The sequence below is a fragment of the Janthinobacterium sp. TND4EL3 genome (assembly GCF_900156175.1).
Lineage (GTDB): Bacteria > Pseudomonadota > Gammaproteobacteria > Burkholderiales > Burkholderiaceae_D > Janthinobacterium.
This window is the reverse complement of record NZ_FTMV01000006.1, coordinates 187,394-202,756: the sequence shown is the minus strand read 5'-3', so window position 1 is coordinate 202,756 and position 15,363 is coordinate 187,394. Positions and strand designations below refer to the sequence as shown.

General features: G+C 66.7%; 12 protein-coding genes. 3 read left to right on the top strand and 9 right to left on the bottom strand.

The window, feature by feature from the left end:
• Positions 1-25 precede the first annotated feature (25 nt).
• Positions 26-1,270, top strand: coding sequence for an alpha-hydroxyketone-type quorum-sensing autoinducer synthase (gene cqsA, locus BXA07_RS12025; protein WP_076568161.1), 1,245 nt, complete (start codon positions 26-28; stop codon positions 1,268-1,270).
• A 6-nt stretch (positions 1,271-1,276) separates the two neighbouring features.
• On the opposite strand, the gene BXA07_RS12020 is transcribed toward cqsA, so the two are convergent.
• Genes BXA07_RS12020 through BXA07_RS12010 form a run of 3 tightly spaced genes read right to left on the bottom strand, consistent with a single transcriptional unit; the run spans position 1,277 to position 3,426 of the window.
• Entirely contained in the window at positions 1,277-1,744 is a 468-nt protein-coding gene (locus BXA07_RS12020; RefSeq protein WP_076568160.1) for a MarR family winged helix-turn-helix transcriptional regulator, read from the bottom strand.
• 56 nt (positions 1,745-1,800) lie between these two features.
• Complete coding sequence (locus BXA07_RS12015; protein ID WP_076568159.1) at positions 1,801-2,148, bottom strand: GIY-YIG nuclease family protein; 348 nt, start codon at positions 2,146-2,148, stop codon at positions 1,801-1,803.
• 12 nt (positions 2,149-2,160) lie between these two features.
• Complete coding sequence (locus tag BXA07_RS12010; RefSeq protein ID WP_076568158.1) at positions 2,161-3,426, bottom strand: MFS transporter; 1,266 nt, start codon at positions 3,424-3,426, stop codon at positions 2,161-2,163.
• A gap of 131 nt (positions 3,427-3,557) precedes the next feature.
• On the opposite strand from BXA07_RS12010, the gene BXA07_RS12005 reads away from it, so the two are divergent.
• On the top strand, positions 3,558-3,953 hold the full coding sequence (locus tag BXA07_RS12005) for a group II truncated hemoglobin (RefSeq protein ID WP_076568232.1): 396 nt from the start codon (positions 3,558-3,560) through the stop codon (positions 3,951-3,953).
• Between the two features lie 4 nt (positions 3,954-3,957).
• Positions 3,958-5,343, top strand: coding sequence for a DNA recombination protein RmuC (gene rmuC, locus BXA07_RS12000; protein WP_076568157.1), 1,386 nt, complete (start codon positions 3,958-3,960; stop codon positions 5,341-5,343).
• Between the two features lie 27 nt (positions 5,344-5,370).
• Here rmuC and BXA07_RS11995 read toward each other — a convergent pair whose 3' ends face one another.
• The 6 genes from BXA07_RS11995 to BXA07_RS11970 all read right to left on the bottom strand — a co-directional run bounded on the left by BXA07_RS11995 (position 5,371) and on the right by BXA07_RS11970 (position 15,068).
• The gene (locus BXA07_RS11995) at positions 5,371-6,156 is read right to left on the bottom strand and encodes a hypothetical protein (protein WP_076568156.1); all 786 of its coding nucleotides are present in this window, start codon (positions 6,154-6,156) and stop codon (positions 5,371-5,373) included.
• 57 nt (positions 6,157-6,213) lie between these two features.
• Positions 6,214-7,131: an MHFG family PEP-CTERM protein gene (locus tag BXA07_RS11990; protein WP_076568155.1), complete on the bottom strand. Its 918-nt coding sequence runs from the start codon at positions 7,129-7,131 to the stop codon at positions 6,214-6,216.
• Between the two features lie 270 nt (positions 7,132-7,401).
• Positions 7,402-9,249 (bottom strand): molybdopterin molybdotransferase MoeA, encoded by a 1,848-nt coding sequence (glp, locus tag BXA07_RS11985; RefSeq protein ID WP_076568154.1) that lies wholly within the window; start codon positions 9,247-9,249, stop codon positions 7,402-7,404.
• Between the two features lie 62 nt (positions 9,250-9,311).
• Complete coding sequence (moaA, locus tag BXA07_RS11980) at positions 9,312-10,433, bottom strand: GTP 3',8-cyclase MoaA (RefSeq protein ID WP_076568153.1); 1,122 nt, start codon at positions 10,431-10,433, stop codon at positions 9,312-9,314.
• Positions 10,434-10,462: 29 nt separating this feature from the next.
• Positions 10,463-11,803, bottom strand: a complete 1,341-nt coding sequence (gene chrA / locus BXA07_RS11975) for a chromate efflux transporter (protein ID WP_076568152.1) — start codon at positions 11,801-11,803, stop codon at positions 10,463-10,465.
• An 88-nt stretch (positions 11,804-11,891) separates the two neighbouring features.
• Positions 11,892-15,068 carry an Rne/Rng family ribonuclease gene (locus tag BXA07_RS11970; protein WP_076568151.1) on the bottom strand — a complete coding sequence of 1,059 codons (3,177 nt, stop codon included), beginning with the start codon at positions 15,066-15,068 and terminating at the stop codon, positions 11,892-11,894.
• Between the last annotated feature and the right edge of the window lie 295 nt (positions 15,069-15,363).

Genomic DNA, 15,363 nt, shown 5'->3' with positions numbered 1-15,363 from the left:
CACCGCAACCAATCAGGAGTCCTCCATGTCGAACGCTTTTTTTTCCCAGTCTTCCGCCGCTGTCCATGCCGAACAACGCTTGCCGGCCTTCGTGCGCCAGCGCATGGACGAACACTACGTCGAGCGCATAGAAAAGCTGCTGGGCGGCGAGCACTTGCATGAATGGCAAGCCATGCCGGCCCGTGCGGTCATGCTGGCAGGTAATGATTATTTGAACATTGCCGGCGAGGCAAGGCTACTGGCGGCCCAGGCGCAGGTGTTGCAGGGCGGCGGCGCCATGCTGATGTCGTCCGTGTTCCTGCAGGAAGGCAGCCGCCAGCACCGTCTCGAACAAAAATGCGCGGATTTTCTCGGCAGCGAAGCGTGTGTGCTGGCCCAGTCGGGCTGGGCGGCCAACGTGGGCTTGCTGCAAAGCCTGGCCGGGCCCGGCATCCCCGTGTACCTGGACATGCAGGCGCATGCGTCGCTGTGGGAAGGCGTGCAATCGGCGCAAGCCGTGCCCGTCGCCTTCCTGCACAACGATGGCGCCCACCTGCAGCGCCAGCTCGACAAGCACGGCCCCGGCATCATCGTCGTCGATGCGCTGTACAGCACCAACGGCAGCGTGGCGCCGCTGCTGCAGATGGTGGAGATCGCCGAGCGCAGCGGCAGCATGCTGATCGTCGACGAGTCGCACTCGCTGGGCACGCACGGCCCGCAGGGCGCGGGGCTGGTGGCGGAGCTGGGCCTGGCCGAGCGCGTGCATTTCCGCACGGCGTCGCTGGCCAAGGCCTTCGCGGGCCGGGCCGGGCTGATTACGTGCTCGGCCCGCTTCAAGGGATATTTCCTGTCCGCTTCGCGGCCCGCCATCTTCAGTTCCTGCCTGCTGGAACACGAGCTGGCGTGGTTCGATGCGGCGCTCGATTTCATCCGCGCCGCCGACGCCCGCCGCGCCGCCTTGCGCCGCCACAGCGTGCGGCTGCGCCAGGGGCTGATGGATCTCGGCTACAACGTCAGCGACGGCACGGAGCAGATCATCGCGCTGGAAGCGGGCAGCGAACCCGATACCTTGATCCTGCGCAAGGCGCTGGAGCGGCACGGCATCTACGGCGCCGTCTTCTGTGCGCCAGCCACGCCGAAGAACCGTTCGCTGGTGCGTCTGACCCTGAATGCGGGCTTGCGCGAGGATGAGTGCGCAAGAGTGCTGGCCGCCTGCGCCGCCATCCGCGACGAGACGGGCATGGCGCGCTGGCCGTCGACGCGGCGCCTGCGCAAGCTGGCGCTGGTGTAGCGCGCGTCAGCCGTTAGAGGGCTGCTTGCCGGCGATAGCGCCCAACAGCAGGGACAGGGGCGCCAGCTGGTCCGCGCTGGCGCTGCCCAGCAATTCCTGCGCCAGCGCCTGCGCCGTCGTGTTCGCGTGCGCCAGCAGCGCCTGCCCCGCCTCGGTGATGGCGGCATAGCCGACGCGCGCATCGCGCTGGTCGGCCTGGCGTGCCACCAGGCCGATCTTTTCCAGCGGCATCAGCGAGCGCGTGATGCCGGACGCCGTCAGCGCCAGGCGCTCGGCCAGGTCGATGCGGCGCAGGCGCCCGCCGGGCGCCCGCTGTAGGTGGTACAGCAATTGGTAATCGCTGAAACTGAGGCCATGCAGATTGCCCAGGATGCTGTCGAAGCGGCGCACGATGAGCGCCTGGGCGCGCGCCAGGCGCAGGCAGAAGTCCAGCGCGTTGCCGCAGTCCGGCGACAGGGGAGGGTGATCGGTCATGTTTTCCTTGTATTGGCTGCGCAGTGCTTGAGTGCGCAAGTGTAAAGCATGGCCGCTCAATACAGGGATTGCCCTTGTTCCAGCAGTTGCTCTTGGTGCAGGGCCAGCAGGGCGGCCAGCTCGGCGTCCGCATCGAAGGCGGGATCGTCGGGCACCTCGACGGCGTCGAGCAGCGCGAAGCGGAAGGCCGCCGCGCCATCGCGCCGCCAGTCCGCCTGCAGGCCGGCGTTGCGGTGCGTGCCCAGCGTGAGTTCGAAGCGGTGGCGGTTCAGCGCGCCGGGCGCGTTGCGGCTGCGTTCGAGCAGGGTGCGCCCGCTGGGCAAATGGCACAGCGCGATGATGCCCAGCGCGGGCGCTTGTTGCCGGTAGGCCGCTTTCAGGGCCGCTTGTCGTGTTTTATCCATGGTGGAACTTTCTCAAGGTTGAACGATGCAATCGGCTTCACCGATGCGGGGGATGCCGGTCCATATCGCGGCGGCGATGGCGGCGGCCAGCAGCAGGGCGCCGCCGCCGCAGAACAGTTCGCCCACGCTCAGGTGGCGCAACAGCGCGCCCGTGGCCGCCGCCGACAGCGGGGCCAGGCCCAGGAAGATACCCATGAACAAGGCCATTGCCCGGCCCAGCATGGCGGGCGCCACGCGCCGCTGTATCCACGTAAAGATGACGACCTGCAAGTAGCCGGACAGCAGGCCCGTGGCGGCCAGCAGGGCCGCGCCGTGCCAGGCCGTGCTGATTTGTCCCAGCGCCATCAGCAGGCAAGCCACGATGGCGTCGGCGGCCAGCAGGACGGCGCCGAAATGGCGGCGCAGCCAGGCGGCGCCCAGGCTGGACGCCAGCATGCCGGCCAGGGTGCCGGCGCCATGCGCGCCCATCAGCAAACCGAGCGCCGGTACGCCGTCCAGGCGTTCGCTGGCCAGCACGGGCAAGGCCACTTGCAGCGGACCCATGACGAAGAAGGCCACCACGGCCCAGTAGGCATAGCAGCTGCGCAAGGCATGGTCGCGCCAGACCATGGCCAGGCCCGCCGCCAGGTCGCGCCACATGCCCTGCGCTGCGGCCGCTGCCCGGGGCCGTAGCTTGACTTGCCGCAAGGTCCATGCGGAAAACACAAACGTCAGCGCATCGATGGCAAAGGCGGCGGCCAGCGCCGCCATGGAGGTGTGCCGCCCGCCATCGCGGGCGCCCAGCACGAGCGCCGCCAGCAGGGGACCGGCCAGCAAGGACAGCTGGCGCACACCCATCTGCAAGCCATTGGCTTTCTGCAACGATGATGCAGGCACGGCTTGCGGCAGGATGGCCGTGCCGGCCGGAATGGCGAAGGCGGACGCGATGCCCAGCGCCAGTGCGGCCGCATACGCGAGCGCCAGGCTGGCCTGGTCCAGCCACAGCAGTCCCGCCAGTGCCAGCAGGATGACGGTGTTCGCATATTTGCTCAGCAGCAGCACGCGCCGGGGCGAATGGCGGTCGGCGAACGTGCCGCCCAGCACGATGAGCACGGCGCGCGGCGCGCCCATCAGGGCGACGGCAATGCCGAGGCTGAGGCTGTCGCCCGTCAGGCTGAGCACGAGCCAGGGCAGGGCCAGCAGGCTGAACTGGTCGCCCAGCATGGAAACGAGGCCGCCGCCCAGCAGCCAGCGGAAGTTGGTATTGCGCAGCAAATCAGTGTCTGTGGCGCTTGGCATATTGGTTTTTCCGTATTTAAAAATTGCATGGTAGTTGATAAAAGCTTGAGTAGTCAAGTATATTGCCATTTGTTGTGGCAATCGGCGCTGGTGGCGGATGGCGCGCCGGTGCTTGCGCTATCATGGCGGCCATGACTGATACCACTGCCCCCACCCTGTACGAGACCATCGGCGGCGCCCCCGTGCTGCGCGACATGGTCGACCGTTTTTATGACTTGATGGAACTCGAACCCGAGTTCGCCGGCATCCGCGTCATGCATCCGCCCTCGACGGAAGGCTCGCGCGACAAGCTGTATTTCTTTCTGACGGGCTGGATGGGCGGCCCGGACCTGTATATCGAGAAATTCGGCCACCCGCGCCTGCGCGCCCGTCACTTGCCCTACGCCATAGGTACCAGCGAGCGCGACCAGTGGCTGCGCGCCATGGCCTGGGCCATGGAAGACACGGGCATCGAAGAATCCCTGCGCGTGCGCCTGATGGAATCGTTCTATCAGACGGCCGACTGGATGCGCAACAAACCGGACTGATCCCATGAGCCCTATCGAGTTCTACAGCCTGCTGGGCGCCGCCATTGCCGCCATCGTCCTGTTGCTCTTGCTGCTGCTGCGCCCCCGTGGCGCGGCCGGCGACGGCGCCACCACCCTGGCCCTGGTGCAGCAGCACCAGCAGCAAAGCCTGGAACGCATCGACCGGGTCGAGCGCGAAGTGCGGCTGCAATTGCAGGCGTCGGCGCAAGCCACGCGGCAAGACCTGGCGGCCGGCCTGGCGCAATTCCAGGCGGCGACCCTGCAGCAGCTCGACAGCCTGCGCACGCAGATGCAGGCGCAGGGCAAGGTCGGGCGCGAGGAACAGGCGCAAAGCCTGGCGCGCTTTGCCGACAGCACCAATCAAACCTTGTCCCAGCTGACGGAATCGAATGCCCAGCGCATGCTGGAAGTGCGCGCCACGCTGGAAAACAAGATCCGCGACTTGCAGGCCGACAATGGCGCGCGCCTGGAAGAAATGCGCAAGACGGTCGATGAAAAACTGCACGCGACGCTGGAAACGCGGCTTTCCGCCTCGTTCCAGCAGGTGTCGGAGCGGCTGGAAAAGGTCCACCAGGGGCTCGGCGAAATGCAGCAGCTGGCGCTGGGCGTGGGCGACCTGAAGCGGGTGCTCACCAACGTCAAGACGCGTGGCACCTGGGGCGAAGTGCAGCTGGAAATGCTGCTGGAGCAGGTGCTCACGGTCGACCAGTATGCGAAGAACGTGGAAACGGTGGCGGGCAGCGGCGCGCGCGTGGAGTTCGCCCTGAAGCTGCCGGGCATGGTCGAGGGCGGCGCGCCCGTGTGGATGCCGATCGACGCAAAATTCCCGAAAGAACAGTACGAACGCCTGGTCGAGGCGGCCGAGCGGGCCGACGCCGACGGCGTGGCCCAGGCCGGACGCGAGCTGGAACGGGCCGTGCGGGGCGAGGCGAAAACCATCGCCGAGAAATACCTGGCGCCGCCGCAGACCACCGACTTTGCCATCCTCTTCCTGCCCACGGAAGGTTTATATGCGGAAGTGATGCGCCGCCCGGGCCTGGCCGACGAATTGCAGCGCGTGCACCGGGTCAGCATCGCCGGGCCGTCCACCCTGACGGCCTTGCTCAACAGCCTGCAGATGGGTTTCCGCACCCTGGCGCTGGAAAAGCGCTCGTCCGAAGTGTGGCAGGTGCTGGGCGCCGTCAAGACGGAATTCGGCAAGTTCGGCGACGTGCTGTCGCAAACCAAGCTGACCCTGGAGCGGGCGGCGAAGAATATCGAAAGCGCGGAAGTGCGCAGCCGGCAGATGGCGCGCAAGCTCAAATCCGTGGAAGCCTTGCCCGGCGAGGCGGCCGCCTTGCTGCTGGGCGCGGCCGATGCGGGGCTGTCCGCCGAGGCGGACGGCGAATAGGCACGTCTTGTTCGCCGGCGCGGCCAGTTAGGCCTGTGCCTCCTCGTCCATCTGGCGCTTGACGATTTCAGCGGTGATGCTGCCGGGCGCATCGAGCTCGCGCCGCGCCAGCGCGCGCATGGCATCATGCGCCAGGCCCGCCAGCAGGGCGGCGCACAGGGCCTCGGCCTCGGCGGCCTGCCCTTGCCCGCGTAGCACGGCAGCGGCGATCCGCACGTCTTTCACCAGATTCATCAACTCCGCCGCCAGGCGCGGTGCCGTGCCCGGCGCAGGAAACAAAGGCTCGCTGGCGGCCAGGGCATTGACCGTATCGAGGTGGCCCAGCGGGACAGGGCGGCGATAGCGGTCCGCCAGCGCAAAATTGCCCGCTTCGACGACGGCTGGCAGCGCTTGCCAGGCGTACTGGCGCGCCAGTTCGGGGGCGCTGGCGTCGAGCCGGGCGAACAGGTCGGCGGTGGAATGGGCATCGCCCAGCGTCTCGTTCATGTCGGCGATGAGAGAAAAACGCGATGTGCGGCCGAACGCGCCGCTTCCCTGTGGGTCGCTGTTGTCGTGGCGCCCGAAATCATGCTCGCCTGACAGCAGCAGCCGTATTTGCGCATCTCGCTCCACCTGCAGGGCAGCGTAGGCCGGCGCGTAGGCCTCGGCCAAAAACTTCCACTGCAGCATGGTGATGAAATAGCGCGACCTGGGCGGATTCATGGTTCGCCCGGCTTCGGCGAACAGTTGTTGCAGCAGCGGCAGCGCTTCCGCATGGCGGCCTGCCTCGCGCAGCGCAATGAGACTTGTCAAACGGCTATCGATGTCGGGCATGGCGGTCCTTGTCTGGTATGCATCATAGTAACAAGTCCGCACCGGGCTGACCAGGCCTCAGGCGGCATGCTTGCCGGCCCGGCGTTTTCTGGCGCCGAAGGCCGTCAGCGCCAGTCCCGCCAGCAGCATGGCCCAGGTATGCGGTTCTGGCACGGCCGGCAAGACATTCGGGCCAGTGGGCGGCAAGGTGGGCAGGGTGACGGTGGGCGGCACGATGATGCTGCTGCCCTGGTCTGGCGGCCTGCCGCCACCACCTCCGCCACCGCCGCCCGTGCCCGCCGGCGCCCCGATGCCGCCGACGGTGCGCACGTAATCGTAGGGCAGGAAAGCCGTGCTGGCCACCTCGGGCGGCATGGCGCCGCCCGTGAACGAGCCGCCGCGCAAGGCGTCGGGGTTGTCGAGCGCGGGCACGCCTGCCGCTTGCGGGGCGGCTGCGGGTGCGGCGGCAACGGGTGCGGCGCCGCCGGGAGCGGCACCGGCGGCCGGCGGCGCCGACGCGGGCGCCTGCGTGATGCGGCTGACATTACGGCACACGGTGGGCACCAGGATGCACTGGCCCTGCACGCAATACACGAGTCCCCGCTCCTGCATCTGCTCGCTCCAGCCCGCGCGCGTGACATTGCGGCAGACGCGGCCCGGGCCGAAATGCATCTCGCTGATGCGCGCGTTGTAATTGCCCTTGCCGCGGATGGCGTCGCGGCTGATCACGACGATCTCGTCGTACTGGCGCGCGCGCATGCGCTCCTTCAATTGTTCGCGCACCTGCGGCGCGATGTCCGTATAGCGGTCCACGGCCGCCACCACGTCCCCCATGAACGGATCGACGCCGGGCCGGTTCCAGCTGCAATTATCGAGCACATCGGCGCGGCCCATGCCTTTCGCGCTGGCGGGCAGTGGCGCCAGGGACAACATGCTGAACAGGAAGACGGCGGCACCCAGCATGCAGGCATCCGTGATCGATGGGCCGTGTTTCATTGGTAGTTTCCTCGTGAAAACAATATCAAAATTGAACTCTTTTGTTTGAGTTCGAATGTTATCACCGAAGAAACTTCAATATCAACGAATAAATAAAATTATTATAATTAGTGTTGTGTTTATTGATTTATTTTATCGGGAGATTATTAATATTTTTATCTCGATAGGCGAACGGCTGCCGCGCGGGGGAAATTGATTGCAATGGGGAAAAGCAAACGGCCCGCGCAGGGCGGGCCGTCAAGGAGACGGAGAAGGGGAGGGGGGAGTTGCTTACATCAGCCCATGGAACAGCACGACGTCGACGAGGTCGCCGGCCGCCACGTGGCCTTGCCCTTCATGCAGCACGATCATGCAATTGGCTTGCGTCATCGAGCGCAGGATGCCCGAGCCTTGCGCGCCCGTTACGCGCACGTGCTGGCGCCCGTCCGCATCGCGCCCGACGATGCCGCGCTGGTATTCCGTGCGGCCCCGCTTCTTGCGGATGGGGGCTTGCGCCGCCACCTGCAGCAGCGGCAGGCTGGACGCGTTCGCATCGGCGCCCATCATGCGCTGCAGGGCGGGGCGGGCGAGGAAATAGAAGGTCGCCATCACGGCCACGGGGTTGCCGGGCAGGCCCAGCAGCAAGGCCGTGTCGCCCTCGCTGGCGATCCGGCCAAACGCCATGGGGCGGCCCGGCCGCATGTTGATCTGCCAGAAGGCCACGTCGCCGAGGCGCGCGAGGATGTCGCGCGTAAAATCGGCGGCGCCGCTGGACACGCCGCCCGAAGTGATGATGACGTCGGCCGAAGCACAAGCACCGCGCAGGGCCGCTTCCAGCGCCTGCGGATTGTCCTTGACGATGCCCATGTCGAGCACTTCGCAGCCGAGGCGGGTCAGCATGCCCAGCAGGGTGTAGCGGTTGCTGTCATAGATGCAGCCGGCGGCCAGCGGTTCGCCCAGCGAGCGCAATTCGTCGCCCGTGGAAAAGAAGGCCACGCGCAGGCGGCGGCGCACGGGCACCGTGGCGATGCCCAGCGAGGCCAGCAAACCCAGTTCGGCCGGGCCCAGGCGCTTGCCCTGCAGCAGGGCCGGTTTGCCCTGCATCAAGTCTTCGCCCTTGAAACGGCGGTTGTCGCCGGGGCGGATGCAGTCCGGCGCCAGCGTGATGCTCGTTTCGCCCGCTTGCAGCACGAGTTCCTGCGGCACCACGCTGTCGCAGCCGTCGGGCATGACGGCGCCCGTCATGATGCGCGCGCATTGCCCGCGTCCAACTTTAACCGTGCCGGGACGCCCGGCCAGGATGGTGTCGACCACGGTGAGGGTGACAGCAGTGTCGCCGCCCAGGTCAGCCCCGTAAAGCGCATAGCCATCCATGGCGGAATTGTCGTGCGCGGGCACGCTGATGGGCGAGATGATATCGGCCGCCAGGATGCGCTCCAAGGCTTGCGGCAACGGCAGTTCCTCGATGTCGGCGACGGGCGCGACGCTGTCGGCCAGGATGGCTTGCGCCATCGGCACGCTCAATCCCCGCGCCTGCAGGTCGGCCAGCTCGTCCGGGGTATTGATGTTGCCGAACGCGGCGCCATCGTCGAACAGCACTTCGGCCAGCTTCAGGGGGCCGTGCCAGGTGCGCATGCGGCGCTCGCCGGCGGCCAGGTAGGCGTCCAGCTGGGACAGGGCGGATGTTTTCACCAGGCAAAAGACAGGATGGGGGCGGCGCACGGCCGAACCCGTCGCTGGATCGAGCTCTTCGGTGACGGCGATGGCCAGGTCGGCATCGTTTTCCATCAAGCCGGCTGCCAGGCGCGCCGCCAGGTCGGGCGGCAGCAGGGGCGAGTCGCACGGCACCGTCAGCAGGTAGGGCGTGGCGGCGTGCCGCATGCCGCTGTGCAAGCCGGCCAGCGGGCCGGCGTGGCCCGGCAGCGCGTCTTGCCAGACGGGCAGGCCGAAGCGCGCGTAATCGCCGGCGTGCTCGTTGGCGCTGATGGCCAGCTGGCCCACCTGCGGCGCCAGGCGCTGCAGCACGTGGCGTGCCAGGGGCTGGCCGTGCAGGGGCAGCATGCCCTTGTCGCGCTGGCCCATGCGCGTGCCGAGGCCGCCGGCCAGGATCAGGCCGGTAATGTCGTGTTTGTTGATCATGTCAGGTAGGAAAATAGATGCATGCGCCATGGTAGCAGCGGCGGGCGCGTGCCGCGCCCGATTCAGCCGCCGATGTACGACATTTCCACTTTCTTTTTACCGTGCTCAAGCGCGCCGCCCGTCAAATCCGTGTGGCTGGTGCGCAATTGCGAATAGCGGTCGGCGCGGCCGCGCCACAGTTGCGCCACGGCCGAGGAAATCTCTGCGTCGCTGCGTCCGCCGCGCAGCAGGCTGCGCAAGTCGTGGCCGCTGGTGGCGAACAGGCAAGTGTAGAGCTTGCCCTCGGTCGAGAGGCGGGCGCGGCTGCAGTCGCCGCAGAACGCTTGCGTGACGCTGGAAATGAGGCCGATTTCGCCGCCGCCATCCGCGTAGCGCCAGCGCGCCGCCGTCTCGCCCGTGTAGTTCGGGTTGATGGGCAGCAAGGGCATGTGTTCCCCGATGCGTCGCGCGACCTCGGCCGAGGGGATGACCTCCTGCAAGTTCCAGCCGTTCGAGGCGCCCACGTCCATGTATTCGATGAAGCGCAGGATGTAGGGCGTGCCCTTGAAGTGGCGCGCCATGGGGACGATTTCCTGCTCGTTCATGCCGGCCTTGACGACCATGTTGACCTTGATCGGGCCCAGGCCCGCCGCGTGGGCGGCGGCGATGCCGTCCAGCACGTCGGCGACGGCGAAATCGACGTCGTTCATGCGCTTGAAGGTGGCGTCGTCGAGCGAGTCGAGCGACACGGTAACGCGGTTCAGGCCCGCATCCCTGAGCGCTTGCGCCTTTCTGGCCAGCAAGGAACCGTTGGTCGTCAGGGTCAGGTCCAGCGGCTGGCCTGACGGCGTGCGCAATGCGGCCAGCATGGCGATGAGTTTTTCGATATTCTTGCGCAGCAGCGGCTCGCCGCCCGTCAGGCGGATCTTTTCCACGCCATGCGCGACGAACAGGCGCGCCACGCGCGTGATTTCCTCGAAGGACAGCAAATCCGTGTGCGGCAGATACACGTGGTTCTTGTCGAACACGTCCTTCGGCATGCAGTACACGCAGCGGAAATTGCAGCGGTCGGTGATCGAGATGCGCAAGTCGTGCAGGGGCCGGCCCAGGCGGTCGGCCACGCTGCCGCTGGGGCTTTCCAGCCGGTCGGGTATCGCCGGTGCCCCATTGCGGGCCTCGGCGAGGTAGATAATCTTGTCAGCCATGAAAGGTGATGCCAGTTACATTAAGTCGTTCAAGGCAGATACGATAGCACGAGGCCGAAGATGGCACAGGCGAGCAGCAATTTGATGGTGCCCATTTGAAACCTGAGCAGCGCCACGCCGGCCGCCGCGCCGATGGCGAGGGCCAGCCAGTCCCAGTGCGGCACGGGCGTTTGCAGCCAGACGACGTGGCGGCCAAAGAACAGGGCCAGGCTGGCGATGACGCCCACGACGGCCGCCGAGATGGCGTTCAGGGGCGCGCTCAGGCGCAGGTTGCCGCGCGTCGCTTCCACCAGCGGCGCGCCGGCCAGGATGAAGATGAATGATGGCAGGAAGGTGAACCAGGCCGTGACGAGGGCGCCGCACACGCCCGCCAGCCACAGGTTGCCACCCAGCACCGCGTGGCTCCAGCCGCCGACAAAACCGATGAAGGCGACGATCATGATCAAGGGGCCGGGCGTCGTTTCGCCCAGCGCCAGGCCATCCATCATCTGCGCGCTCGTGATCCAGTGGTATTGCTCGACGGCGCCCTGCACCAGATAGGGCAGCACGGCATACGCCCCGCCGAACGTCAGCAGGGCGGCCTTGCTGAAAAACACGCCCATCTGCGCCAGCGGCTGATCCTTTCCGCCCAGCAGCGCCAGGCCCAGCCAGGCGAGCAAGGCCAGCGCCACGCCCAGGCTGGCCATGGCCAGCAGGCGCGGCCAGGTGAAACGCGCGTGCTCCGGCGTGGGCGTATCGTCGTCGATCAGGGCGGGCGCGTGCCGGGCCGCACCGCCATGTGCCGCGCCGCCGGCGTGGAACTGGCCTGGCAGCCAGCGCCCACCGGCCATGCCCAGCAGGGCCGCGCCAAGGACGATCAGTGGAAATGGTAGCTGTAGGACGACGATGGCGACAAATGCGGCGGCCGCAATGCTCATCAGACCGGGGCTGCGCAAGGTGCGCCGTCCCAGGCGCCAGGCGGCGGCCACCACGATGGCGACGACGGCCGGCTTGACGCCGTACAGGACGCCGGCGATGGCGGCCACGTGGCCATATGCCATGTACAGCCAGGACAGGACGATCAGCAGCAGCAGCGAGGGCAGCAGAAACAGCAGTCCGGCCAGGATGCCGCCGCGCGTGCGGTGCATCAGCCAGCCGATGTAGATGGCCAGCTGGGTCGCTTCCGGCCCTGGCAGCAGCATGCAGTAATTGAGGGCGTGCAGGAAACGCTGCTCGGAAATCCAGCGCCGCTTCTCGACCAGTTCCGCATGCATCATGGCGATTTGCCCGGCCGGGCCGCCAAAGCTGACGCAGCCCAGCTTGAGCCAGTACCAGAAGGCGCTGCGCAGGCTGACGGGGGCGGGAGGGGAAAGGTCGGCGTTCTCGTGCATGGCGGCTGGCTGGCAAAGGTGGGGACGTAAAAAAGGGGAAGCCTGAGCTCCCCCTTTCATCATTCGCGGCTGGGCAAACCCGGCACGCTTATGGACGTTGCGTGTTGACCTGGATCAACGGCTCATCCGATTGCGGCGGCAATGGCTTGCGTTCGCGCGGCTTGCGCACGGGAGCGACCGCCTTGGCGGCCGCTTCCTGCGCCAGGCGCAGTTTTTCCGGATCGGTGGCCGCCAGGGTCAGGCCGGCCGAACCGAGCACCGCGTTCAGGTCCAGCGGCGCGGCCACTGGTGCCGGAGCGGGAGCGGCGACAGGCGCTGGCGCAGGAGCAGGCGCTGGTGCAGGAGCAGCCACAGGGGCTGGCGCCGGTGCGGCGGCCACCGGAGCGGCTTCCACGACGGCAGGTGCTGCTTCTGCGACCGGTGCCGGTGCTTCCTCGATCACGGCGATGGCTTCGACCAGCGGCGCGGCTTCCACCACCGGGGCGGCTTCCACGACGGCGACAGGCACGGCTTCGACGATGATTTCCGCTGGAGCAGCAGCTGCTGCTTCAGGCGCGGCCTTCTCGGCAAAGCTGTACTCGGCAGCTGGTGCTGGTTCCGCAGCGGCTGGTTCAGCTTGCGCTGCAGCAACGACGGCTTCCACAGGGGCTTCCGGCACGATCACTTCAGCAACTGCTGCGGCTTCAGCGGCAGGAGCGGCTACTTCGGCCTTGGCGATGTCCACCACCTTGGCCACTTCCACCACTTCGACCACGTCCACGACGGCAGCTTCCACTGGCGCCGCGACGGCGACGACAGCGGCGGCAGCCACGACGGCGACCGGAGCGGCATCCGCGCCCGCTTCCGGCGCCGGAGCGACCGTAAAGCTGATCACGGGTGCGTCAGTGCCTTCGTTCTCGCCGTTTGCCGATTCGATCAGCTCGCCCGTTTCGCGGTCGCGGCGGTTGCGGTTGCGGCCGCCACGACGACGGCGGCGGCGCGGTTCTTCGCCTTCGACATCGTTTTCCGTCTCTTCGCCTTCAGGACCGGCATTGGCCGGGGCTTTCAGCAAGCTCGTTGGTGCGGCATCTGCGTCCGGGCCGTTTGAGGCCACGACGACGTTGATTGCGCTGGCGCTGGCGCCAACCAATGCCAGCTCTTCAGCTTTCACTTCAGCAACTACAGCCTTGTCGGCGCGTGGTTCGCGGCCTTCGCGCGGCTGGCGTGGCGGACGTTCGGCACGTTCCGGGCGCTCTGCGCGTTCCGGACGCTCGGCGCGCTCAGGACGCTCGCCCCGTTCGCGTGGCGCTGCCGTTGCCTCGCCAGCTTCACGCGGTTCGCGTGGCGGACGCGGCGGGCGTGGCGGACGGGCCGCCTTTTCCAGTGCTTCCGCTTCTTTCGCCGCGTCGTCCTGGGCCGGGCGGCCCTGGCCTGGTTCGCGCTCTTCGCGGCCAGGCTTGCCGTTGCGGCCACGGCCACGCGGGCCACGGTTGTTGCGGTCGCCACGGTCGGCATTGCCGGCCGGCTTGACTGGCGCGACAGGGGCGGGTGCCGGTGCCGGAGCAGCCGGCGCGCCCGTGAAGAAGCTGATGATCTTGGCGATCAGGCCCTGCGGCGCGGCAGGCGCGGCCACCGGGGCTGGCTTGACTTCGACGGGCTTGCGCTCGACCAGCGGCGCCGGCTGGTCAGGCGTGATCGTCTTGACGACGGCTTCCTGGCGCGGCTTGGCTTCTTCCTTCTGGCGCTTGCTGTAGGCCATGTCGGTTTCAGCGCTTTCGGCCAGGTTGTAGCTGGCCTGGCTGTCTTCCAGACGCGGATCGTCGTGCTTGATGCGTTCGAGCTTGTAGTGCGGCGTTTCCAGATGCTTGTTCGGGATCAGGATCACGGCGATGCGGTGGCGGTTCTCGATCTTGAGCACTTCGCCGCGTTTTTCGTTGAGCAGGAAGGCGCCCACGTCCACGGGCACTTGCACGTGGATGGTGGCCGAGTTTTCCTTCATCGCTTCTTCCTGGATGATGCGCAGCACCTGCAGGGCGGACGATTCCGTGTCGCGGATGTGGCCGGTGCCGGAGCAGCGCGGGCACGTCACGTGCGAGCCTTCGGACAGCGAAGGGCGCAGGCGCTGGCGCGACAGTTCCATCAGGCCGAAGCGGGAAATCTTGCCCATTTGTACACGGGCACGGTCATGGTGCAGCGCATCTTTCAGGCGCTGTTCCACTTCGCGCTGATTCTTCGCCACTTCCATGTCGATGAAGTCGATGACGATCAAGCCGCCCAGGTCGCGCAAACGCAGCTGGCGGGCCACTTCTTCGGCCGCTTCGCAGTTGGTGTTGAAGGCGGTCGTCTCGATGTCCGAACCGCGCGTGGCGCGGGCCGAGTTGACGTCGACGGAGACCAGCGCTTCCGTATGGTCGATCACGATGGCGCCGCCCGATGGCAGCGGCACGGTGCGGCTGTAGGCCGTTTCGATCTGGTGTTCGATCTGGAAGCGCGAGAACAGCGGCACGTCGTCGCTGTAGCGTTTGACGCGGTGCACCATGTCGGGCATCACGTGGCTCATGAACTGGTGCGCCTGGTCGTAGATCTCGTCGGTGTCGATCAGGATCTCGCCGATGTCGGGCTGGAAGTAGTCGCGGATGGCGCGGATGACGAGCGACGATTCCTGGTAGATCAGGAACGCGCCGTTGGCCGACTTGCCGGCGCCTTCGATGGCGCGCCACAGTTGCATCAGGTAATTCAAGTCCCACTGCAGTTCATCGACGTTGCGGCCGATGCCGGCCGTGCGGGCAATGACGGACATGCCAGCAGGCAAGTCCAGTTTATCCATGGTTTCGCGCAATTCCTGGCGCTCTTCGCCTTCCACGCGGCGCGATACGCCACCGCCACGCGGGTTGTTCGGCATCAGGACCAGGTAGCGGCCGGCCAGCGAGACGAACGAGGTCAGGGCGGCGCCCTTGTTGCCGCGCTCTTCCTTTTCCACCTGGACCATGATTTCCTGGCCTTCGCGCAGCGCTTCCTTGACGGACGCATTGCGCACGTCGACGCCTTCGCGGAAATACGTGCGGGCAACTTCCTTGAAAGGCAGGAAGCCGTGGCGGTCTTCGCCATAGCTGACGAAGCACGCTTCGAGCGAAGGCTCGATGCGCGTGATCACGCCCTTGTAGATGTTGGATTTGCGCTGTTCGCGCCCGGCTGTCTCGATATCGATGTCGATCAGTTTTTGTCCGTCGACAATCGCTACGCGCAGTTCTTCTTGCTGCGTGGCATTAAACAACATGCGTTTCATTTTTATAACTCCGCGACCCGTAGGCCATCTCAAAGCCGCTTCCGGGGAAGCGGCGAAGTACAGGGATATATGCGAGAACGGGAGTGTTGGCGGGGGAAATGCCCAGGCGTGCGGAGCAACAACGCGTACGAGGTATACGTTACGGCCGCAACAGGCGCGGTGAGGTCAATCGTCATGCCGAGTGCACGGGACACTTGCAACTCATCTGAAACAGCCCGAATGCCGGGGGCAGAGAATGCAAGTGGTCAGCAAATTCAGAGCCAAATCGTAAGCCGGCTCATTACAGGGATCGCGA